This window comes from Aeromonas sp. ANP5 (genome assembly GCF_963870295.1).
In the GTDB taxonomy this organism is placed as follows: Bacteria; Pseudomonadota; Gammaproteobacteria; order Enterobacterales; family Aeromonadaceae; genus Aeromonas; species Aeromonas veronii.
Map to the genome: position 1 here is coordinate 170,755 of NZ_CAWMRY010000002.1, position 20,141 is coordinate 190,895.

The window sequence follows — 20,141 nt, forward strand, 5'->3', positions numbered from 1 at the left end:
CCCATAAAAACGCCCCGCAACAGCGGGGCGTTTTTTTATAATGCTCACAACAATTGACGAATGCTTACCGCTTATGAGGCTGGCGGTAGCAGCCACTCCCCCTGCCACAATGTGACGGCCTGACCGGCAATCAGTACCCGATCCTCCTGCAGTTCAAGCCGCAACTCACCACCACGGGCCGAAATCTGACGGGCCCGCAGTTGCCGTTTACCAAACCGTTCGGCCCAAAAGGGCACCAGAGCGCAGTGGTTGGAACCAGTAACCGGATCCTCATCGACGCCCACCCAAGGGGCGAAATAGCGGGAGACAAAATCATGGTTAGAGTCGTTTGAGGGCGCCGTCACTATCACCCCCCGTCCCGGCAGAGCGCGCAGTGCATGGAAATCAGGCGAAAGCGCGAGGATCTCCTCTTCACTTGCCAGCTCCAGCAAGAACTTGGCCCCGGCCGACAGAGTCTGTCGTGGCTGGCAACCAAGCGCGGCTGCATAGGCGGGATCCAGCATCAGTGGCGTCACTTCGATACGCGGAAAATCGAGCCAAATCCACTCATCTTCGCGCCGGGCCAGCAGCTCACCACTACGGGTCTCGAAGCGGATAGTCTCGTGTGCAGCTACCGCTCCTGTCTGCCACAACACATGAGCAGCCGCCAAGGTGCCATGACCGCAGAGATCAACCTCGACTTTCGGCGTGAACCAGCGTAACTGGTAATGGGCCCTGCCAAGTTGCACCAGAAAGGCTGTCTCGGAGAGATTGAACTCGGCCGCCATCGCCAACTGGCTGGCATCAGGCAGGGCTGCTCCCAATACGACCACCGCGGGATTGCCACCAAGGGGCTGCTGACTGAACGCATTGACATGAAACAATCGGATATTCGACATGGCACTTCCTGTGTTATCAAGTGGCTCTCATTTAACGCGCTTTATACCACGCCCCTCTTTTGCTGCGGGAACAGGCGTACCTCTGCCCCTTTAATGCATTAATAGAATAAAGAATACATTTTTATTCTTTGTTGTTATCCAACACGCCCTTTAATCTGGCCAAAAATCAGACCATGGAAGACGCGTGTGATGCAATTGAAGGATTCCCCATTCAACCTCTCCCCCCTCTCTGACGAGCAGCAACGTCTGCTGGGTCAGGTACTCTCGACCCTCAATACCCAGCAACTGGCCTGGGTGAGCGGATATCTCTACGGCCTCTCCCAGAGCGGTCACCAGAACGTTGCTTCCAGCGCCGCCGTGGCAGCGCCCAGCGGCAGCCTGACCATTCTCTACGGCTCCCAGACAGGCAACGCCAAAGGCGTCGCCACTGCCATCAAGGCGCAGGCCGAGGCCCGCGGTCTACCGGTCACCCTAGCGTCGATGGCCGACTACAAACCCAAGCAGCTCAAGAAAGAGAGCTACCTGCTGGTGGTAGTGAGCACTTACGGGGAGGGTGAACCGCCGGAGAGCGCCGTCGATCTGTTCGAGCAGCTTAAAAAAGGCAAGCTTGGCAAGCTGGACGGGCTCAAGTTCGCAGTGCTGGGGCTGGGTGACAGCTCCTACGAATTTTTCTGCCAGACCGGCAAAGATTTTGACGACTTCCTCGCCAAAGCAGGGGCCGAGCGCATTTATGAGCTAGCCAGCCTCGATGTGGATTATCAGGATGCCGCCAAGAGCTGGGGCGAACAGGCGCTCAACGCCATCACCGCGACCCTCTCTACCGGAGCGGCCAGCAGCAGCGTAGCCAGCGCGGTGCAGCAGGCGGTTGGCCACAGCCAGTACAGCAAGGAGAACCCCTTCCCTGCCCGCCTGTCGGTCAATCAGAAGATCACCGGCCGGGATTCCACCAAGGATATCCGCCATATCGAAATCAATCTGGCCGACTCCGGCCTCACCTATCAGCCGGGGGATGCCCTCGGGGTCTGGTTCGACAATGACGCCGAACTGGTGGGCGAAGTGCTGGCCCTGACCGGCCTCTCTGGCGATGAAGCCACGGCCCACGGCACCTTGCGCGCTGCCCTGACAAGTCACTTCGAACTTACCCGGCTGCACGGCGGCTTTATCACAGGGCTCGCTGACATATCGGAGAACGCAGCGCTGAAAGACTTGGCTGGCGACAAGGCCCAGGTCAATGCGCTGGTGGCCTCCGCCCAGATTGTGGATGTACTGAAGCGATTCCCGACCGCCCTCACTGCCGAGCAGCTGATCGGGCTGCTGCGCCCCCTCACCCCGCGCCTCTACTCCATCGCCTCCGCCCAGAGCGAGGTGGAAGAGGAGGTGCACCTGACCGTCGGCGTGGTGCGTTACCCGCAGGAAGATGGCACTGTGCGCTCTGGCGCCGCCTCCTCCTATCTGGCGGATCGGCTGATTGAGGATGGCGAGGTGCGGGTGTTTGTCGAGCACAACGACAACTTCCGCCTGCCGCAAAACCCCGACACCCCCGTCATCATGGTGGGCCCGGGCACCGGCATCGCCCCGTTCCGCGCCTTTATGCAGGAGCGGGAAGCGCAGGGGGACGAGGGCAAGAACTGGCTCTTCTTCGGCAACCCCCACTTTACCCAGGATTTCCTCTATCAGGTGGAGTGGCAGCGTTATGTGAAATCGGGGCTGCTGTCGAAGATCTCGCTAGCCTTCAGCCGGGATCAGGCCAACAAGATTTATGTGCAGGACCGCCTGCGCGAGGCAGGGCTTGAGCTCTACCAGTGGCTGGAAGCAGGCGCTCACTTCTATGTGTGTGGCGACGCCAACAAGATGGCCAAGGATGTACAGGAGGCCCTGCTGGATGTAATTGCCGAACACGGTCACAAGAGCCGTGAGGAAGCAGAAGAGTATTTGAGCGAATTGCGTCGTGCCAAACGTTATCAAAGGGATGTCTATTGATGAGCAAACAACCTCTTTCTCACCCAAAAGCGGGACCGGTCGAAGGGCCGCTGGCCGACAACGAGCGCCTCAAGCGCGAGAGCAACTTCCTGCGCGGCACCATAGAGCAGGATCTGCAAGACCCGCTCACCGGCGGCTTTAACGGCGACAACTTCCAGCTGATCCGCTTTCACGGCATGTACCAGCAGGATGACCGAGACATCCGCCCGGAGCGCGCCGCCCAGAAGCTGGAGCCGCTGCACAACGTCATGCTGCGTGCCCGCCTGCCGGGTGGGATCATCACCCCGGCCCAGTGGCAGATCATCGACAAGTTCGCCGAAGAGCACAGCCTCTACGGCAGCATCCGCCTGACCACCCGTCAGACCTTCCAGTTCCACGGGGTATTGAAGCGCGACATCAAGCTGATGCACCAGACCCTCAACAGCACCGGCATCGACAGCATAGCCACCGCCGGCGATGTGAACCGCAACGTGCTCTGCACCAGCAACCCGGTGGAGTCCGAGCTGCATCAGGAGGCCTACGAGTGGGCCAAGAAGATATCCGAACACCTGCTACCCAAGACCCGCGCCTACGTGGAGATCTGGCTGGACGGTGAAAAACTGGGGCAGGACGAGGAGCCGATCCTGGGCTCCAACTACCTGCCGCGCAAATTCAAGACCACTGTGGTGATCCCGCCCCACAACGACGTGGATATCCACGCCAACGATCTCAACTTCGTGGCGATTGCCGAACACGGCAAGCTGGTAGGCTTCAACGTGCTGGTGGGCGGCGGGCTGGCCATGACCCACGGCGACACCAGCACCTACCCGCGCAAGGCGAGCGACTTTGGCTTTATTCCGCTCTCCCACGTACTGGAGGTGGCAGCCGCCGTGGTCAGCACCCAGCGCGACTGGGGCAACCGGGTCAACCGCAAGAACGCCAAGACCAAGTACACCCTTGAGCGTGTCGGCGTCGAAGCCTTCAAGGCCGAGGTGGAGAGCCGCGCTGGCATCCAGTTCGGGCCGGTTCGCCCCTATGAGTTCACCAGCCGTGGCGATCGCTTCGGTTGGGTCGAGGGGATCGACGGCAAGCATCACCTCACCCTGTTTATCGAGAATGGCCGCCTGCTGGACTTCCCGGGCAAGCCGCTCAAAACCGGCATGCTGGAGATCGCCAAGGTGCATCAGGGGGATTTTCGCCTGACCGCCAACCAGAACCTGATCATCGCAGGGGTGCCTGCCAGCGAGAAAGCCCGCATCGAAGGGCTGGCGCGCCAGTACGGCCTGCTGGATGACGGCGTGAGCGAGCAGCGCAAGCAGTCCATGGCTTGTGTGGCACTGCCCACCTGCCCGCTGGCGATGGCCGAGGCTGAGCGCATGCTGCCCGCCTTTGTCACCGACATCGAAGGGCTGCTAGCCAAGCACGGCCTGGCGGATGACGCCATCATCTTCCGGGTCACCGGTTGCCCCAACGGCTGCGGCCGCGCCATGCTGGCGGAAGTGGGTCTGGTGGGCAAGGCGCCCGGCCGCTACAACCTCCATCTGGGGGGCAACCTGGAGGGCACCCGCATTCCGCGCCTCTATCAGGAGAACATCACCGAGCCGCAGATCCTGGCCGAACTGGACGCGCTGATCGGCCGCTGGGCCACCGAGCGCAATCAGGGTGAGTGCTTCGGCGACTTCATGATCCGGGTTGGGGTAATTGCGCCCGTTATCGATTCTGCGAGGGACTTCTATGCCGCTTAATCTGCCGCTTAATGTCACTGAAGATGGCCGCCTTGGCCTGCAGGCACTGCTGGCCCTCGGCCGTGAGGAGCAAGTCGAGGCTCTGGCCCCCCTCAACCGGGAGCTGGATACCATGAGTGCCCCCGAGCGGGTGCGCTGGGCCCTGGCAAATCTGCCGGGGGAGCATGTGCTCTCATCCAGCTTCGGCATTCAGGCGGCGCTGATGCTCCATCTGGTAAGCCGCGAGCGGGCCGACGTGCCGGTAGTGCTGACCGATACCGGTTATCTCTTCCCGGAGACCTACCGCTTTATCGACGAGCTGACCGAGCGCCTCGCGCTCAACTTGAAGATCTACCGGGCCGAGCTCAGCCCTGCCTGGCAGGAGGCTCGATTTGGTCTCTTGTGGGAGCAGGGGGTGGAGGGGATCACCCGCTACAACCAGCTCAACAAAGTGGAGCCGATGGACCGCGCCCTGCGGGAGCTGGGGGCGCAGACCTGGTTCTCCGGCCTGCGCCGGGAGCAGTCCGGCAGCCGTGGCAAGCTGCCGGTACTCGGCATCCAGCGCGGCCGCTTCAAGTTCCTGCCGGTGATCGACTGGAGCAACAAGGATGTCTTCTACTACTTCAAGGAGTTCGACCTCCCCTACCACCCGCTGTGGGAGCAGGGTTATCTCTCGGTGGGCGATGTCCACACCACCGCCAAGTGGGAGCCGGGCATGAGCGAGGAGCAGACACGCTTCTTCGGCCTCAAGCGCGAGTGCGGTTTGCACGAGGAAAATGGCGAGAACGACGGCTCAGGCATCTAATCCAGTCTTGAAATCCATCAGAACAACAAGGGCATCCGAAGATGCCCTTGTTGTTATTTGCCCATTAGCATTCGCCCGTCAGCGGCGCTGCCAGGTCTCGAAGCTATAGGGATGCGGGTTCTTCTCATCGGCAGGGTGGCTCTCGCACGCAATGCGTTGCCACTGGCCATCGTCAAAAGCAGGGAAACGGGTATCTCCCTCCACCGCCAGATCGATTTGCGTCAGATAGAGACAATCCGCGCTCGGCAACATCTCGGCATAGAGATGACCACCACCGATCACCATCAACTCCTCCACCGAGCTGCCTGCCAACAGCGCCAGCGCCGCCTCGACGGAGCCCACCACCTCAATGCCCTCAGCCTGATAGCCGGGATTGCGGCTGATCACCAGATTGCGCCGTCCGGGCAGCGGTCGACCAATGGATTCGAAGGTTTTGCGCCCCATCAATACCGGTTTGCCGAGGGTGACACGCTTGAAGTGAGCCAGATCGGCAGGTAGATGCCAGGGCATCTGGTTGTCCTTGCCGATCACCCTGTCGTGGGCCATGGCGGCAATCATGGAAATCTTCATGGGGCCTCTCACCGTCTGTCAAATTATGGGGCGGTTACGGTACACGACCAGAGAGGGGATCGCCAAACCGAAACTGAGGGCACCGACGATAAAGAGGGCCTTGAGGCCGTTCTCCACCGCACTCTGGATCAACTCCATGGTCACGCCATTGATATTGAGCTCCACCACCGCAATCATGGTCTTGAACGCATAACTGCCCGGGATCATCGGAATGATGGAGGCAACGCTGAACACCGGACGCGGTGCCAGCAGACGGCGCGACCAGTAGACGCAGACAAAGCCGACCGTGGTCGCCGCCGCCAGCGTCGCCCACTCAATGGGCATGCCGTAGTGGATCAGCAGGGTACGCAAGCTGTGAGCCAGCGCGCCGCCCATGGCACAATACTTCAGCATCCGTGGCGGCACGTTGAACAGCATGGCAAACCCCACCGCCGGGATGGAGGACCAGAAGGCATCCTTGGCCAGTAGCCAGAGCAAATCCATCATACTTTCCACCCCCAGATCCCCGTGACCGACATGGCCAAAATGATACCTATGGCGGCGCTGATGGTCAGCAGGGTCGCTGTCCCCCAGCGGGCCAGCCCCATGTTGAAGTAGCCCTTCACCATGTCGGAGACGGCATTGATCAGCGGAAAGCCCGGCACCAGCAGCAGCACGCTGGCCGCCATGGCGAGATAGGGCTGGTCACCCCAGTTGAAGAAGGTGGCGCTGGAGGAGAGCAAGGTGGCAATAAAGCCGGTGGCGGCAAAGTTGATGAGCGGGCTATGGTGATGGCGGGCCATCAGCTGGCGCACCCGCATCGCCACGGCAGACGAGAAACAGGTCACCAGGAAGATGGGCCAGTCACCGCCAAACAGCAGGCTAAAGGCACCACAGGAGAGCCCCACCATGGGGACCACCAGCCAGGGGTGATAGTGAAAGGGGACGATGGCCTCGAGGCGCTGGCGCACTTCACGGGCACCGATCAGCTCTTTCTCCGCCATGATGCAGATCCGCTGGATCTCGCACACCACCTGCATATTGATGCCATGTTCACGCACCCGCCGGGTAGTGGTAACGCAACCCCCCTGATAGAGGCTGGTGAGCACGATGGCACTGGAAGAGATAGCCATTTCGACACTCTCCAGCCCCAGCGCCATCCCCAGCCGCACCGTGGTCTGCTCGATGATGCGGCTCTCCGCCCCGAACTGGGCCAACATCTGACCCACCTTGACGATAATGCGGGTGATCTCTGTCTGTTGCTCCCGCGACAACACCCGTCTTGGTGTGATACTTCTCATAATCCCTTCGAGTCGTAGCAATAAAAATTTCGGCCATATTAGCCTAACTTTTACTGTTATTCATCCACCCCTATCACAACCTGAATAATTAGTTATTACAAGAAGGAGAAAAGAAGTTACATCACAAATACATTACGACTAACATTAAAAACCATAACAATCAGGTCGCCAGCAATTCCCTTTATCATGGCCTCACCGATTTGGCTGAAATATCAACCAAGGGGGTTATTGCAGATTATTTGCGACGTCGATAGTCCGTCAGATGGATTATTTTACCACTGCCATCGCTTTCAGGCGGAGGGTCCCCCTCTTCTCTGAACTGGCTCATTTCGCTGCGCATCAAATAAAAAGATTCCCGCATCATGTTGGTAATCCGGATACAGCTATCAAGATTGTTTTTCGCCAGCCGGCGCTGACCATCAATCTTGAACTGCAACCCGCGCAGACGGCGCTGCTGATCGGGGCTCGCACGGGACATCAACTGGTCGATCTGCTGCTCCAGAATCGCATCCAGCCGGGAGGGCTCACTCGCAGCCAACTCCTTCAGGGTGTCAAAATCAGGCAACTCCATATGCCCTCCTTGGCGACTATTGCTGGCAACACACTGCGGTACCACACCATCACGTCCCAGCCATATAAATCTGTATATACGACGCGGCTAAAAAGGGTTCAATCCATCCACTGGCGACTAAACCGGATAATGGTCACTACGATGGTGTCTATCTATTTTAATTGTGTTTGGAAACAAGCGATTGTTTTTAATTCAGGCGAGATAAAACACTTATACATTTTAGGTTGTGATTTTCTGTTTTTTATTGCAAATAAAAATCCGGGTGGCCTTATTTTGCTTCATTCGACACTTTATTCTTCCCTCACCGACCCGCGTCATCTCCTGACGGTTTAACATATCTCACTGATTATGTTATTTTAATTGCCACTTTTATCGGACATTCAAGAGCAGACCATGAGCAAGGCAAAAATCGGTATCGTCACCGTCAGCGATCGCGCCAGCGCGGGCATCTATGAAGACCTCTCCGGCAAGGCCATCATCGACACCCTGAACGCCTATCTGACCTCGGAGTGGGAACCTGTCTATCAGGTGATCCCCGATGAGCAGGAGCAGATTGAAGCGACCCTGATCCGGCTGGCGGATGAGGAGCAGTGTTGTCTCATCGTCACCACAGGCGGCACCGGTCCGGCCAAGCGGGATGTCACGCCGGAAGCGACCGAAGCGGTATGTGATCGCATGATGCCGGGCTTTGGCGAGCTGATGCGGGCCGAATCCCTCAAGTTTGTGCCGACTGCCATTCTATCGCGCCAGACTGCCGGACTGCGCGACGATACCCTGATCGTCAATCTGCCGGGCAAGCCCAAATCAATCCGCGAATGTCTGGATGCAGTCTTCCCCGCCATCCCCTACTGTATCGATTTGATGGAAGGGCCGTATCTTGAGTGCGATGAAACTGTCATCAAGCCGTTTCGGCCGAAAAAATAGCGAACCCGACCATAAAAAATAATGGCGAGCCACGGCTCGCCATTATTTTTAACTCATCTGTCTGCGCAGAAAAACCGCATCACTTATTTGCGGCCGAATACTTTTACGCCCGCTTTGCTGCGCTCTGAATTACCGTACACTTCGATTTTTTTCACACAGCGACGCGAGCCCAGTGATTTCCACTCGGTCTCTTTATCACTGCTCATTTCCCGATCGAAACGAATGGTCTTGGTACGATCACCACCATAGGTCACCACCACCTGATCCAGGGTCAAATCACGCTCCGCCTTCACCTTGATATATTTGGTCTGACGGCAAACCACCAAAGGAATTGTCGCACCATGATCACCGGCTCCCAGTAAAATAGTCCGCCCCAGCGTGAACTGATCGTCACCGGCATGGCTGGCTGACGCCACCACCAGCAAGACACCACCCAGCAAGCTGCGTGCAGAAAAACGGGAATTCCAGATAGACATCAAGGACATAACACCTCCAATAAAAAATGGAGTGTGATGATAAGGGTTAAACCATAACGGAAGCTGTATCACAGCTGAATTTGCTGCGAATGTGCGGGGATCGACAGAGAAAACAGCGCGACTTTTCGGCAAAAAGAGAAGAGCCGCAGATAGCGGCCCTTGCGGCAAGAGAGCGCTTAGCGCTCCATGATTTGGGTCACGTCATCTTTCTTGATCATTACCTCGCGCCCTTCATGATCGTAATAGCGATACATGCCGGTACTCTCGTCCAGCTTGGGCTTGCTCTCTGTGGTGATCATCTTGCCATCCTTGGTGCTCATGATGTATTGGGAGCTGCATGCCATCAGCCCCAGGGCACACACCAGGATCATCATCAGTTTTTTCATTGCGGCCTCTTCTGCGATCATCCTCACCACGAGGATGTTTCTTGAAGCCTAGTTCAATCGCACGGCACGGGATGGCGCGATGAGCAAAGCGGGATCGCCGTCAATAATCAGCGAGTTAGCCTCGCTATCTGGCCGGGTGGCGAGCGCAATGAAAAAGGCCGGACATCTGTCCGGCCTCTTCTTTTCAGCGCAAGAGCGCAATCATGACTTGGCAGGCTGACGCTCACCGGTCACGGTCGGGTTCTTGGGATCGGAACTCCACTCGTACCAACCGCCGTCGTAGACGCTGATCTGTTTCCAGTCCATCAGCCAGGCGTAGAAGAAGGCCTCGGAGGCGCGCCAGCCGGTACCGCAGTAGAACGCAGCCTGCTGGGTCGGCTCGATATTCCACTGGTCCCACATGGCGAGGATCTCGCGGGCCGGCTTCATGGTGCCGTCCGGGTTGTGGAAGTCGCTCATGCTGTTGGCATCCACCCCGCCGTGACCCCACTTGGCCCCCGGGATATCGCCCTTCGGCTTGATGTAACTGTAACCTGAGGTGTTGCCGACAAACTCGTCCCAGGTACGCACGCTGACCAGTGCGCTATCGGGCTGCTTGAGCAGCTCTTTCGCCTGACTTAGCGTGGTGTAGTACTCGGGGTGAGCGGGAATGGCCACGCCAAACTCCTTCACCGGCTCATATTTGTTGGGCAGGCCGGTTTCGGTGCGCAGGTGCTGGATAAACCAGGCATCCAGACCACCGTCCAGCAGGCGTACATCTTCCACCCCCGCATACATCATCAGGTGCGCGGCACGGGCAGCCGCCATGGTGTTGCGACCATAGAGGATAACGGTGGTGTCGTGACGGATGCCGTTATCCAGCAGCAGCTTCTTGAGCGCTTCGTCAGAGACCTTGTTCCACAGCGGCTCCTCCTCGAGGCTGTTGGTATCGATATAACCGGCCCCCGGGATGTGGCTGATGAGGTAGGCCTTGGGTGAACCCCAATCCACTTCAAACAGCTTCCAGTCTCCCTTGGGCGCCGCCGCAACCGGCTTGCCCTCTTGCAGATCCGCCAACCAGCGCGGATAGACCAGCTGCTGCCAGCGTGCCAGCGACTCGCGCGGTGCGGCTTGCCACCCTTGCAGCTCGAACAGCTGCTTGATCCCCTGCTTGCGCAGCAGACGGGCCACCTCGGCCACTTCGCGGGACGCACCGTAGAGGGCAACCGGACGATCGGCCTTCAGCCCCTTGATCTCGAGCGCCTTTGGCCACTCTTCATCGCTGTATTTCCACTCGGCAGAGAGGTTCTCGGCGCCCGCCACATGACCGCCCTGCTTCTCCCCTTCCATCGGCCACCCCTGATAGAAGTAGCTGGCGCGGGTATCCAGGATGACAGCCTGTTTGGCCTTGGCATCGGCCAGCGAGAGCGGTGGCAACTCCCCTGCCACGGCGGGCAGGGCACACCAGAGCAGTAAGGTCGCCAGCGCGGCCTGCAGGAAGCGAAGATGTCGTTTCATGGTGATTTCTCGATTCATAGTGAACAAGGTTAAAAAATGGAGCGACCCAGCCGCTCGGCCAGCAGCTCCAGCGCCGCCGTGCCCGCCAGCGAGTTGCCGGCTTTGTTGAGCTCGGGCGACCAGACACAGACGCAGAGCTCACCCGGGATCAGGGCGATGATACCGCCGCCGACCCCCGATTTGCCCGGCATGCCGACCCGATAGGCAAAATCGCCCGCCTCGTCATAGAGGCCACAGGTGGCGAGCAGGGCGTTGACCTGCTTGGTGGTGCGGGCGGGCAGCAGCGGCACGCTCTCGCCCAATGGCACACCACGGTTGGCCAGATAGATGAATGCCCGCGCCAGATCGACGCAGCTCATGCGAATGGCACAGGCATTGAAGTAGCTTTGCAGCACCTTGTCCACTTCGTTTTCGAAGTTGCCATAGGCCTTCATCAGATAGGCGATGGCGGCATTGCGGGCAGAGTGCTGATATTCGGAGCGAGCGACCACCTGATCCGCCATGATGGCTGGGTTACCGGAAAGGCGGCGCACCAGCTCGAGGGTACGCTGACGGGGCGCAGTGAGGCGGGTCTCCAGCAGGTCGCTCACTACCAGCGCCCCGGCATTGATAAAGGGGTTGCGGGGGATCCCCTGCTCGAACTCGAGCTGAACCAGCGAGTTGAAGGGCTGGCCGGAGGGCTCCTTGCCAACCCGGGCCCAGATCTCCTCCTCCTGATAGAGGGTGAGTGCCAGGGTCAGGCTCAGGGCCTTGGAGATACTCTGGATGGAGAAGGGTTCAAAAGCGTCACCGGCGGTGAACAGCTCCCCCTCGACGGTACAGACTGCGATACCCAGCCGATCGGCCGGTACCTGAGCCAGTGCCGGAATGTAGTCGGCCACCTTGCCTTGTCCCAGCAACGGGCGCACCTCTTCAAGGATGCTGGCCAGTAATTCGGATGACAACACCATAAGCAATAAGCGATTCCATGACTAAAACAGCGGTGGAGATCCCATCCCCACTGACAAAAATCCCGCCAGCGGCGGGATTTTTCAGTTACCCACAACAAGGCGCCAGATGCGGCAGCCTTGTATCAGGCCGGTTCACCGTACCAGAGGTCGAACAGCTCGGTAACGACCACGGCTTCCATCCCCTTGCCTTCCAGCCAGGATTTGACGGCAGCGCGGTCTTCTTCGGTACACTTGCCCAGTTGCTGGGTGCAGATCATCCCTTCCCAGGCCAGGTGACCGGAGCCGGCAAAAGCCAGTTTACGGGGTTCAACAACCTCATCGATCATCGCATCGACTACCGCATCGATGGTCTCTTCGGCAGTGCCGACCGGGAAGTTGAAACTGATGTCGAAACCCATTTCCTGGAATTCATCGACGCGCAGTTTCTTGCGCAGGCGGCGGCTACGATTGGCCATGATAGCTCCTCAAATTAGTTGATACGCTAGGTGTGTTGACGTGCCAGCTTAGCTGACACGCTTGAAAATCAGATCCCAAACCCCGTGCCCCAGACGATGGCCACGTTGCTCGAATTTGGTCAGCGGGCGCCAGTCAGGGCGCGGCACCCAGTTGCCGGTGGCAGAGGTGTTCTCGTAACCCTCGGCGGCGCTCATCACTTCCAACATGTGCTCGGCATAGTTTTCCCAGTCGGTCGCCATGTGGAACACGCCACCGATGGCCAGCTTCTGGCGAATATCCTGCGCAAACGCAGGCTGTACAATGCGGCGCTTGTGGTGACGGCTCTTGTGCCAGGGATCCGGGAAGAAGAGCTGCAGGCAGGAGAGTGAACCGTTCGGGATCATGTGCTCCAGCACCTCGACCGCATCGTGGCAGATCACCTTCAGATTGGTGACCCCCGCTTCCTGAGCGGTACCCAGACAGGCGCCTACGCCCGGGGAGTGCACTTCAATGCCGATGAAGTTCTTCTCGGGGGCATTCTTGGCCATCTCCACCAGAGAGGCGCCCATGCCAAAACCGATCTCCAGCACCACAGGTGCTTCACGGCCAAACAGTGCGACCAGATCGAGCTGCTTTGGCTCAAAATCGATGCCCATGACCGGCCAGAGCTCTTCCAGGGCCTTCTCCTGCCCTTTGGTCAGGCGGCCTTCGCGACGGACAAAGCTGCGGATCTTGCGCATGAACTTGCCGTCTTCGTTAAATACATCTTGGGTCACAGGCATAATGGTCTCGTTATTTCATCAATCCGGGTAATACATCTTGTGTTCGATCCCGAGCGGGACCGCTCGCGGCTCGGCATTTCATCGACCCGCGAAAACAGGGGAGCGAATTATCCCAAGATAGGCCCAAGGCGCAAGTGTTTCGCGCAACAAATATTCCGGCCATCCACTTCCCTGCTCCCTCACGGGCATCACCACACCGACTAACCGTCCAATATAATCCGCAGTAGAGTCGTTCCAGCCCTTTTTTGGCGATTTTTGTGACAATCATTGCCTCATTTCTGAAATCTGATACAAACGGATAACCTGGCGGTCGAATGGAGCGACCGCCCACATGCCGAGAGAATTGTCTATGCAGCCGTTTTTTGCCCAGCGCTTCGAGAAGGTTGAACCTTCTTTTATCCGTGAAATCCTCAAAGTTGCCGCCAATCCGGAGATCATCTCCTTCGCCGGTGGCCTGCCCAATCCCCACCTGTTTCCGGTCAAGGCGATCGATCAGGCCTGTCAGGATGTGCTGCGCGAACAGGGGGCTGCCGCCCTGCAATATGCGGCGACCGAGGGCTTCGCCCCGCTGCGCCAATATATTGCCGACCGCTATCTGACCCGCCACTGCATGCAGGTCAATCCGGACAACATCCTCATCACCAGCGGCTCCCAGCAGGCGCTGGATCTGCTGGGCAAGGTGCTGATCGACGAGGGTCAGGATCTCATCATCGAAGAGCCGGGTTACCTTGGCGCCATTCAGGCCTTTTCTGTCTACCAGCCCACCTTCAAGCCGATCACCCTTGAAGAAGAGGGGCTGGACCTGGCGGCGCTGGATGCGCTGCTGGCAAGCGGATCCAGTGCCAAGCTGCTCTACGGTGTGCCCAACTTCCAGAACCCGAGCGGTGTCTCCTATAGCCGTGCCAACCGCGAGGCAGTGGCGGAGCGACTGGTGCGCCACGAGCTGTTGATGGTGGAAGATGATCCCTACGGCGAGCTGCGCTTCGAAGGGGAGCATCTCCCCCCGATTGCCAAGCTGGCGCCAAACAATACCGTGCTGCTCGGCTCTTTCTCGAAAACCGTGGTGCCCGCCTTCCGGCTGGGCTGGATGGTAATGCCGGAGTGGCTGCGCAAGAAGGTGACCATCGCCAAGCAGGCGACCGATCTGCACAGCAACGCCTTCAGCCAGCAGGTGCTGCACCGCTTCCTGACCGACAACTCCCTCGACGCTCACCTGGAGAAGATCAAGGAGGTCTATGGCCGCCAGCGCGCTGCCATGGAGGCCGCGCTGGCCCGTCACTGCCCGCCCGGCGTCAGCTACACCCGACCGGAAGGGGGCATGTTCCTCTGGCTGACTCTGCCAGCACACATCAGTGCCATGGCGCTGTTTGACGAGGCGATCAAGGAGAAGGTGGCCTTCGTACCTGGGGCCCCCTTCTACGTGCGCCCCGAGATCAAAAACACCCTGCGCCTGAGCTTCTCCTGCGTCGATGAAGCGACCATCGAGGAGGGGGTCAAACGCTTGGCCCGCGCCCTCCAGCGCATGCTCTGATCGCCCAAGCCAAACCGTACCAACAAAAAACCAGCGAGCGATCGCTGGTTTTTTTATGCTCCCCATTCAACCGTTCAGCCAAACAAGGTCTTGCAAAACTGCTTCATCGGGATGGGGCGGCTGTAACGATACCCTTGCAGATAGTCAACGTGGCGCGCCCGCAGGTAGTCCGCCTGCGACTGCTTCTCGACCCCCTCCGCGATCAGGATCAATTCAAGTCGCTTCGCCAGATCAATCACGTTTTCAACGATATGGCTTGAGAGTGCATCCGTGCCGATCATCTCTACAAAGCTCCGATCAATCTTGAGTGCATCGACCTGAAACTGTTGCAGATAGGTGAGACTGGAGTGACCGGTACCAAAATCATCGATAGAGATCAACACGCCCAGTTTGCGCAACTCAGCAAACATCTGAGCGGTTGTCTCATCAGCTACCAGCAGTTCACGCTCGGTCAGCTCCAGCCCCAAATCAACGGGATTGTCTTTAAATGCGTCAAGAAACGCCTTGCAGTCAGCCAACAGGTCGAGATCCTGAAAGTGTTTGGCGCTGATATTGAAGCAAAAATGAAACTTTGCCGGCAGCTTGCGGGCATAAGGGGAGAAGTGGTCGCGCACCTGCGCCATCAACAGGCTGGTCATGGGCACGATCAACCCGCTATCTTCCGCCAGCGGAATAAAGCGATCCGGCGAGATCATCCCTTGCTTGGGATGCTGCCAGCGCATCAGCACCTCACAGCCACGCCACTGCTCATCCTCACCGGAGACCACCGGCTGCAGGTAGGGGATAAACTCCTCTTCGATCAACGCCCGTTTGAGCTCTTCCGCTGGTGAGCTACTACGCCCCATCAGCCTGAAGGTGCCGAATCCAATCAGCAGCGCCAGCAGCGGAGAGAGGATCAAGGTATATCTGGAGTATCGCCATGCGTGGCTCCAGTAGTCATGCACCGTGACCCGGGTGACGACCTGATAGGGGAAATCAGCCGAAGCGAGGGCAATATAACCCTCTTCTGTCGGAGAGGGCGCCGCCCCGACCTGACCTGAGCCAAACAGTGCCCTCTGCCCCACCACCAGAGCCATCGGGGAGTTCTTGCTGGAGATCTCCAGGGTATTGCGCAGGTAGTAGCCATCTACACCGATCAGCACACTCCCCTTGTCCGTTTCATGACGCAGCACGATCAAGGGGCGATCCGGTGTGACCTCATTGCCAGGCAGCAGTTGCAACCTGCCATCCACATAGCGGTCGGGATTGAAGGGGCCATCGTAGTCACCATAGAGCGAGGTGCAATAGATGTGGCTGCCGACAGCCAGATTGGCGGAACGGACATAAGGCACCGTGGCCACCTGTTCGCGCAGCAGTTGTGCCGCCTCCTTGCAGGAGTGACCAAGCATCCCCTCCACATTGATGGCCGCCTGCCGGGCATGGCCGATGGAGCGCTCAAACATCACACGGGCATGCTGCAACCGTGAATCGGCATCACGCTCTGTCTCCGTCACCGTCTGCCAGATAACGGCAACAACCCCCAGCAGCAGGATCCCGCCCCCCATCAGCAGCGCCAACAGAATCCTCGAGTAAAGCTGGCGAAGTTTCAAACGACGAAATGGCATGGCGGCCTCTTTGATGCTCGGATAATGGGTGACAGCCTCGGTGGACAGGCGAAAAGGGTCGCCATAATAGCGATTGTTCAACAAATGTCCACCCAACAAAAATCAATCAATTCAAACTATTGTTCAACAATATGTCGTAAGAAGAGGATAGAGTTAACAAACGTCAAACAGAAAACTCCCGAAGCACGTCTCACTTGTTGAAGGGAAGCCACACCATTAAAGTTGAGCAAACGGCAGCAGGAGCATGCAGCGATGAAGATTCTTATTACCGGAGGGACCGGCTTTATCGGCCGCAAGCTGGTTGCCCATCTCAAGGTCAATCACGAGGTCGTGGTATTGAGCAGGCAGGGGAGCCGCGCTTACTCCCTGCTCGGCCACGATATCAAGGTATTGGATAACCTCGACCGGCTTGATGACCTCAATGACGTGGACGCGGTGATCAATTTGGCCGGTGAACCCATCGCCGCCGGACGCTGGAGCGAGTCGCGCAAACAGCTGCTCTGCGATAGCCGCTGGCTGTTGACCGAGCAGCTGGTGGATCTCATCAAGCTATCCAGCACGCCGCCCAAGGTGCTGCTCAACGCCTCCGCCATCGGCTGGTATGGCAGACAAGGCACCGAAACCCTCGACGAGCAGTGCCGCTCTCCCAACGACGAGTTTACCCACCAGCTCTGCCAGCAGTGGGAAACCCTGGCGCAGGAGGCCCAGAGCCGCCAAACCCGGGTCTGTATCGTGCGGATCGGGCTGGTGCTTGGCATGGATGGCGGCGCCCTGCCCAAAATGCTCCCCCCCTACCGACTCGGACTCGGCGGCCCCATGGGATCGGGCAGCCAGATGATGAGCTGGATCCATGTGCAGGATCTGGTACGCGCCATGCTCTTCCTGCTGGAACACGAGGAGTGCAGCGGCATCTTCAACGGCACTGCGCCCCATCCGGTCAGTAACCGGGAGTTCAGCCAGACCCTTGCCACCACGCTGCACCGTCCACACCTCTTCTTCGTCCCGGCGCCGCTGTTGCAACTGGTGATGGGGGAGGCGGCAGATCTGCTGCTGACCGGACAAAAGGTGATACCAGCACGGCTGCAACAGGCCGGTTTTCACTTCAGCTATCCCGAGCTGCCGAGCGCCCTCACCAATCTGCTGCGTGAGCCCCGCTAACTCACACCCGCTCGCTGCGTCTGCTCGTCAGCACCTCGCATAACAAGCAGCCCGGCCAATGGCCGGGCTGCTTGTTTATGGTGGCTGCGCTATTGCACCTTGTGTGCATCGGCTCGCGCTGGCGGGATTACAACAACCCCTGACCCAGCCCTCGCAACCGATCGCTCAGGGTGCCAGCCAGCAGCTGGCGCTGCATCCCCTGCCCCGCCAAAGTCACCAACAAGGCCCCCAGCGTCGGCAGGCCGAGCCAGATGGCCCAGTGGAACTGCCACTGCCCCTCGAACCACCACCACTGCAGGCCAAAGGAGCAGAGCTCCACCACCATGGCGGCACAGAGCCCCGCCAGCGCACCACTGGCCACCAGCTCCCAGCGCAGCATCTTCCTGAGCAGATCGCTGCTGGCACCCAGAGTGCGCATCAGCAGCAGCTCGCGCCGACGCTGAGCCATGCTGGCCTGAGTCTGGGTCAGCAGCACCAAGAGCGCCGCCACTGTCACCAGCCCCAGCATCAGCGCCAGCGCCCGGCTCACCTGCTCCGATACCTGCGTAAGCCGCGCAATCAGGTCATCCACATCGATAAGACTCACCGTGGGGTGGCGGCGGATCAACTCCACCTCGGCACTGCGCCCCGCCTCAGGCAGCCGGTAGCTGCCAAGCCAGGTTCGGGAGAAGGGTGCCAGCAGATCCTCGGAGAAGATCATGTAGAAGTTGGGCCGCATATTGTCCCACTTGATGCTGCGCAAACTGGTGACCCTGGCGCCGAAGCTGCGCCCCTCGATGGTAAAGGCGAGCATGTCCCCCAGCTTGATATCGAGTCGCTTGGCCAACTCGCTATCCACCGACACCTCGCCGGGGCCAGCGAGCCATTTACCGGCCACCAGCTTGTTGTCTATTGGCAGGGTTGTTGTGGTAGTGAAGTTGAGCTCCCGATCGACCCCTTCACGACCACTGCTGGCCCCCTCGCCCACCGCCTCACCGGCGATATGGGTCAGCCTGCCACGCACCATGGGATAGAAATCGGAAGTGGTGGCCCCGGCTGCCGCCAGCTCGCTCAGGATCCCCTCCCGCTCGTTCTCGGCCACATTGACCAGAAAACGGTTGGGCGCATCGACGGGGAGACGTGCCGAAAACTCATCCAGCAGATCGACCCGGGCCGCCCAGAGCAAGCCAAACAGCATCAGCGCCAACGCAAAGCCCGCCAGCTGAAACAGGCCACTGCTGCGCTCGCGCGACAGGTGGGCCAGCGCCAGCCGCAAGGCATGAGGCCCGCTCACTTTCGTCCCCAGCCGCAACATCAGGGCCGCCAGCAGGGCCAGCAGACCCATCAGCAAGCCCATGCCACCCACCAGACCCAGCGCCAGCCGTACATCGGCGGTAAAGCCCCAGACCAGCGCAAACAGCCCGAGCAGGCCGACCGGCAGGGCCAGCCAGGCGGGAATACCCGCCTCCAGCTCCCGGCGCAATACCCGCAGCGGCGGCACTTTCAGCAGCCGCAAGAAGGGCACAAAAGCGAGCAGCAGGGTGATAAAGAGCGCCACCGCCACCCCCAGCGCAAAGGGGCGCCAGGAGGGGGGCGGCAGATCCGGCGGCAGCAGGTCCCCCAGCAGTTGCAAGGTGATCCACTGCATGGCTGTGCCCGCCACCAGACCCAGCAACGCACCGATCAGCGTCAGCGACAACAGCAGGGTTCCCATCAGTTGCCAGAGCGAGCGACGGGATGCCCCCAGGGTTTTGAGCAGCGCCACCATATTGGTCTGGCGCTCGGCAAAGTGGCGCACCGCAATCCCCATCGCCAACGCCCCCAGCAACACCCCGCTTAGCGAGGCGAGCCGGAAGAAACGTTCGGCATTGGCCAGCGAGCGGCCCACTTGGGATTCGCTGTCATCCGGTTTGATCCACTTCTGTCCGGCCTGCAATTGCGGCAGCAGCCATTGCTCGTACCGGGCCAGCGACTCTCTCGGCCCCTTGAACAGATAGCGCCACTGCTGGCGGCTGCCGGGAAGCAGGGCGCCGGTCGCCTCGATATCGGCACTGTGGATCAGCGCCCGCGGCGCCAACAGGAAGGGGCTGAAGCCCTGATCCGGCTCCTCGCCAAGCAGGCCTGCCACCTTGAGCACCGCATTGCCTACCTCCAGCTCATCCCCCGTTTTGGCCTTGAGCAGCTGCATCACCCGGGCGGAGAGCCAGATCTCGCCGGGAGCCGGGGCGCGGGCAGGTTCCAGAGTGAGCTTGCCGTAGAAGGGAAAACCGTCGGGCACTGCCCGAATGGAGGCGAGCTGCAACGCATCACCGTGAAACAGCATGCTGTTGAAGCTGACGGTGGTCTGCACCGCCAAGCCATCCTGTTTCGCTCGTTCCAGCCAACCATCCGGCAGAGCGGCGGCGGTGCGCAGCACCCGATCCGCCCCGATAAAGTCGCGGCCCGACGCCTTGAGTCCGGCATCGAGCCGATCCGCCACCAATGCCACACTCAAGACACACGCCACGCTAAGCGCCAGCGCCAGCACAAACCAGCGCAGCTCGCCGCTGAAACCTTCCCGGCGCAGCAGTCGCCATCCCAATCGCCACTGCATCATCCCTTGCATCTCCCGCCTGACCCGCAGCTCACCCCG

Annotated in this window: 19 protein-coding genes; 6 read left to right on the forward strand and 13 right to left on the reverse strand. The window is 59.6% G+C overall.

Translation table 11 applies throughout. The annotated features are described in order from the left end of the window. Nucleotides 1–71 precede the first annotated feature (71 nt). Nucleotides 72–878, reverse strand: coding sequence for a PhzF family phenazine biosynthesis protein (locus AACT07_RS02030; RefSeq protein ID WP_069526444.1), 807 nt, complete (start codon nucleotides 876–878; stop codon nucleotides 72–74). Between the two features lie 189 nt (nucleotides 879–1,067). Between AACT07_RS02030 and AACT07_RS02035 the strand changes: the two genes are divergently transcribed. Genes AACT07_RS02035 through AACT07_RS02045 form a run of 3 tightly spaced genes read left to right on the forward strand, consistent with a single transcriptional unit; the run spans nucleotide 1,068 to nucleotide 5,366 of the window. Then, the gene (locus AACT07_RS02035; RefSeq protein ID WP_069526445.1) at nucleotides 1,068–2,858 is read left to right on the forward strand and encodes an assimilatory sulfite reductase (NADPH) flavoprotein subunit; all 1,791 of its coding nucleotides are present in this window, start codon (nucleotides 1,068–1,070) and stop codon (nucleotides 2,856–2,858) included. Next, nucleotides 2,858–4,582: an assimilatory sulfite reductase (NADPH) hemoprotein subunit gene (cysI, locus tag AACT07_RS02040; RefSeq protein WP_069526446.1), complete on the forward strand. Its 1,725-nt coding sequence runs from the start codon at nucleotides 2,858–2,860 to the stop codon at nucleotides 4,580–4,582. The genes AACT07_RS02035 and cysI overlap by 1 nt, the downstream gene beginning before the upstream one ends. Then, nucleotides 4,572–5,366, forward strand: a complete 795-nt coding sequence (locus AACT07_RS02045; RefSeq protein ID WP_069526447.1) for a phosphoadenylyl-sulfate reductase — start codon at nucleotides 4,572–4,574, stop codon at nucleotides 5,364–5,366. Before cysI ends, AACT07_RS02045 begins: the two co-directional genes overlap by 11 nt. Nucleotides 5,367–5,444: 78 nt before the next feature. Here AACT07_RS02045 and folA read toward each other — a convergent pair whose 3' ends face one another. The 4 genes from folA to AACT07_RS02065 form a co-directional block, all read right to left on the reverse strand. Beyond that, nucleotides 5,445–5,936, reverse strand: coding sequence for a type 3 dihydrofolate reductase (gene folA, locus AACT07_RS02050; RefSeq protein ID WP_069526448.1), 492 nt, complete (start codon nucleotides 5,934–5,936; stop codon nucleotides 5,445–5,447). Nucleotides 5,937–5,954: 18 nt separating this feature from the next. Then, nucleotides 5,955–6,422 carry a threonine/serine exporter family protein gene (locus AACT07_RS02055; protein WP_026035076.1) on the reverse strand — a complete coding sequence of 156 codons (468 nt, stop codon included), beginning with the start codon at nucleotides 6,420–6,422 and terminating at the stop codon, nucleotides 5,955–5,957. Further along, nucleotides 6,419–7,216 (reverse strand): threonine/serine exporter family protein, encoded by a 798-nt coding sequence (locus AACT07_RS02060; RefSeq protein ID WP_005348133.1) that lies wholly within the window; start codon nucleotides 7,214–7,216, stop codon nucleotides 6,419–6,421. The genes AACT07_RS02055 and AACT07_RS02060 overlap by 4 nt, the downstream gene beginning before the upstream one ends. A gap of 235 nt (nucleotides 7,217–7,451) precedes the next feature. After that, nucleotides 7,452–7,787 carry a DUF3135 domain-containing protein gene (locus AACT07_RS02065; RefSeq protein WP_069526449.1) on the reverse strand — a complete coding sequence of 112 codons (336 nt, stop codon included), beginning with the start codon at nucleotides 7,785–7,787 and terminating at the stop codon, nucleotides 7,452–7,454. Nucleotides 7,788–8,180: 393 nt separating this feature from the next. On the opposite strand from AACT07_RS02065, the gene mog reads away from it, so the two are divergent. Then, a complete protein-coding gene (gene mog, locus AACT07_RS02070; RefSeq protein WP_005348144.1) occupies nucleotides 8,181–8,711 on the forward strand; it encodes a molybdopterin adenylyltransferase in 531 nt (176 codons plus the stop codon). A gap of 83 nt (nucleotides 8,712–8,794) precedes the next feature. On the opposite strand, the gene AACT07_RS02075 is transcribed toward mog, so the two are convergent. From AACT07_RS02075 to trmB, 6 genes are all read right to left on the reverse strand, one after another. Beyond that, complete coding sequence (locus AACT07_RS02075; RefSeq protein ID WP_069526450.1) at nucleotides 8,795–9,196, reverse strand: DUF2541 family protein; 402 nt, start codon at nucleotides 9,194–9,196, stop codon at nucleotides 8,795–8,797. Between the two features lie 167 nt (nucleotides 9,197–9,363). After that, entirely contained in the window at nucleotides 9,364–9,573 is a 210-nt protein-coding gene (locus AACT07_RS02080) for a YgdI/YgdR family lipoprotein (protein ID WP_069526451.1), read from the reverse strand. Nucleotides 9,574–9,774: 201 nt separating this feature from the next. Further along, nucleotides 9,775–11,070, reverse strand: a complete 1,296-nt coding sequence (locus tag AACT07_RS02085) for a sulfurtransferase (RefSeq protein WP_005335221.1) — start codon at nucleotides 11,068–11,070, stop codon at nucleotides 9,775–9,777. A gap of 29 nt (nucleotides 11,071–11,099) precedes the next feature. Further along, nucleotides 11,100–12,020 (reverse strand): glutaminase B, encoded by a 921-nt coding sequence (gene glsB, locus AACT07_RS02090; RefSeq protein ID WP_005348151.1) that lies wholly within the window; start codon nucleotides 12,018–12,020, stop codon nucleotides 11,100–11,102. Nucleotides 12,021–12,142: 122 nt separating this feature from the next. Next, on the reverse strand, nucleotides 12,143–12,475 hold the full coding sequence (locus AACT07_RS02095; RefSeq protein ID WP_005348158.1) for a YggL family protein: 333 nt from the start codon (nucleotides 12,473–12,475) through the stop codon (nucleotides 12,143–12,145). Nucleotides 12,476–12,523: 48 nt separating this feature from the next. Next, on the reverse strand, nucleotides 12,524–13,237 hold the full coding sequence (trmB, locus tag AACT07_RS02100) for a tRNA (guanosine(46)-N7)-methyltransferase TrmB (RefSeq protein WP_005335228.1): 714 nt from the start codon (nucleotides 13,235–13,237) through the stop codon (nucleotides 12,524–12,526). A gap of 349 nt (nucleotides 13,238–13,586) precedes the next feature. On the opposite strand from trmB, the gene AACT07_RS02105 reads away from it, so the two are divergent. Beyond that, a complete protein-coding gene (locus tag AACT07_RS02105; RefSeq protein WP_069526452.1) occupies nucleotides 13,587–14,768 on the forward strand; it encodes an aminotransferase-like domain-containing protein in 1,182 nt (393 codons plus the stop codon). Between the two features lie 74 nt (nucleotides 14,769–14,842). On the opposite strand, the gene AACT07_RS02110 is transcribed toward AACT07_RS02105, so the two are convergent. Beyond that, the gene (locus tag AACT07_RS02110) at nucleotides 14,843–16,372 is read right to left on the reverse strand and encodes an EAL domain-containing protein (protein ID WP_069526491.1); all 1,530 of its coding nucleotides are present in this window, start codon (nucleotides 16,370–16,372) and stop codon (nucleotides 14,843–14,845) included. A gap of 252 nt (nucleotides 16,373–16,624) precedes the next feature. Between AACT07_RS02110 and AACT07_RS02115 the strand changes: the two genes are divergently transcribed. Continuing rightward, nucleotides 16,625–17,530, forward strand: a complete 906-nt coding sequence (locus AACT07_RS02115) for a TIGR01777 family oxidoreductase (protein WP_069526453.1) — start codon at nucleotides 16,625–16,627, stop codon at nucleotides 17,528–17,530. 127 nt (nucleotides 17,531–17,657) lie between these two features. Here the strand turns inward: AACT07_RS02115 and AACT07_RS02120 are convergent, their stop codons facing one another. Beyond that, nucleotides 17,658–20,105 carry an ABC transporter permease gene (locus tag AACT07_RS02120; protein WP_069526454.1) on the reverse strand — a complete coding sequence of 816 codons (2,448 nt, stop codon included), beginning with the start codon at nucleotides 20,103–20,105 and terminating at the stop codon, nucleotides 17,658–17,660. Nucleotides 20,106–20,141: the final 36 nt, after the last annotated feature.

Coding starts and splice junctions, on each gene's coding strand:
- folA (WP_069526448.1), bottom strand. CDS start 5,936: ATGAAGATTTCCATGATTGCCGCCATGGCCCACGACAGGGTGATCGGC.
- AACT07_RS02045 (WP_069526447.1), top strand. CDS start 4,572: ATGCCGCTTAATCTGCCGCTTAATGTCACTGAAGATGGCCGCCTTGGC.
- AACT07_RS02065 (WP_069526449.1), bottom strand. CDS start 7,787: ATGGAGTTGCCTGATTTTGACACCCTGAAGGAGTTGGCTGCGAGTGAG.
- mog (WP_005348144.1), top strand. CDS start 8,181: ATGAGCAAGGCAAAAATCGGTATCGTCACCGTCAGCGATCGCGCCAGC.
- AACT07_RS02035 (WP_069526445.1), top strand. CDS start 1,068: ATGCAATTGAAGGATTCCCCATTCAACCTCTCCCCCCTCTCTGACGAG.
- AACT07_RS02085 (WP_005335221.1), bottom strand. CDS start 11,070: ATGAAACGACATCTTCGCTTCCTGCAGGCCGCGCTGGCGACCTTACTG.
- AACT07_RS02030 (WP_069526444.1), bottom strand. CDS start 878: ATGTCGAATATCCGATTGTTTCATGTCAATGCGTTCAGTCAGCAGCCC.
- AACT07_RS02080 (WP_069526451.1), bottom strand. CDS start 9,573: ATGAAAAAACTGATGATGATCCTGGTGTGTGCCCTGGGGCTGATGGCA.
- AACT07_RS02095 (WP_005348158.1), bottom strand. CDS start 12,475: ATGGCCAATCGTAGCCGCCGCCTGCGCAAGAAACTGCGCGTCGATGAA.
- AACT07_RS02055 (WP_026035076.1), bottom strand. CDS start 6,422: ATGATGGATTTGCTCTGGCTACTGGCCAAGGATGCCTTCTGGTCCTCC.
- cysI (WP_069526446.1), top strand. CDS start 2,858: ATGAGCAAACAACCTCTTTCTCACCCAAAAGCGGGACCGGTCGAAGGG.
- AACT07_RS02105 (WP_069526452.1), top strand. CDS start 13,587: ATGCAGCCGTTTTTTGCCCAGCGCTTCGAGAAGGTTGAACCTTCTTTT.
- AACT07_RS02075 (WP_069526450.1), bottom strand. CDS start 9,196: ATGTCCTTGATGTCTATCTGGAATTCCCGTTTTTCTGCACGCAGCTTG.
- AACT07_RS02115 (WP_069526453.1), top strand. CDS start 16,625: ATGAAGATTCTTATTACCGGAGGGACCGGCTTTATCGGCCGCAAGCTG.
- glsB (WP_005348151.1), bottom strand. CDS start 12,020: ATGGTGTTGTCATCCGAATTACTGGCCAGCATCCTTGAAGAGGTGCGC.
- trmB (WP_005335228.1), bottom strand. CDS start 13,237: ATGCCTGTGACCCAAGATGTATTTAACGAAGACGGCAAGTTCATGCGC.
- AACT07_RS02060 (WP_005348133.1), bottom strand. CDS start 7,216: ATGAGAAGTATCACACCAAGACGGGTGTTGTCGCGGGAGCAACAGACA.
- AACT07_RS02120 (WP_069526454.1), bottom strand. CDS start 20,105: ATGATGCAGTGGCGATTGGGATGGCGACTGCTGCGCCGGGAAGGTTTC.
- AACT07_RS02110 (WP_069526491.1), bottom strand. CDS start 16,372: ATGCCATTTCGTCGTTTGAAACTTCGCCAGCTTTACTCGAGGATTCTG.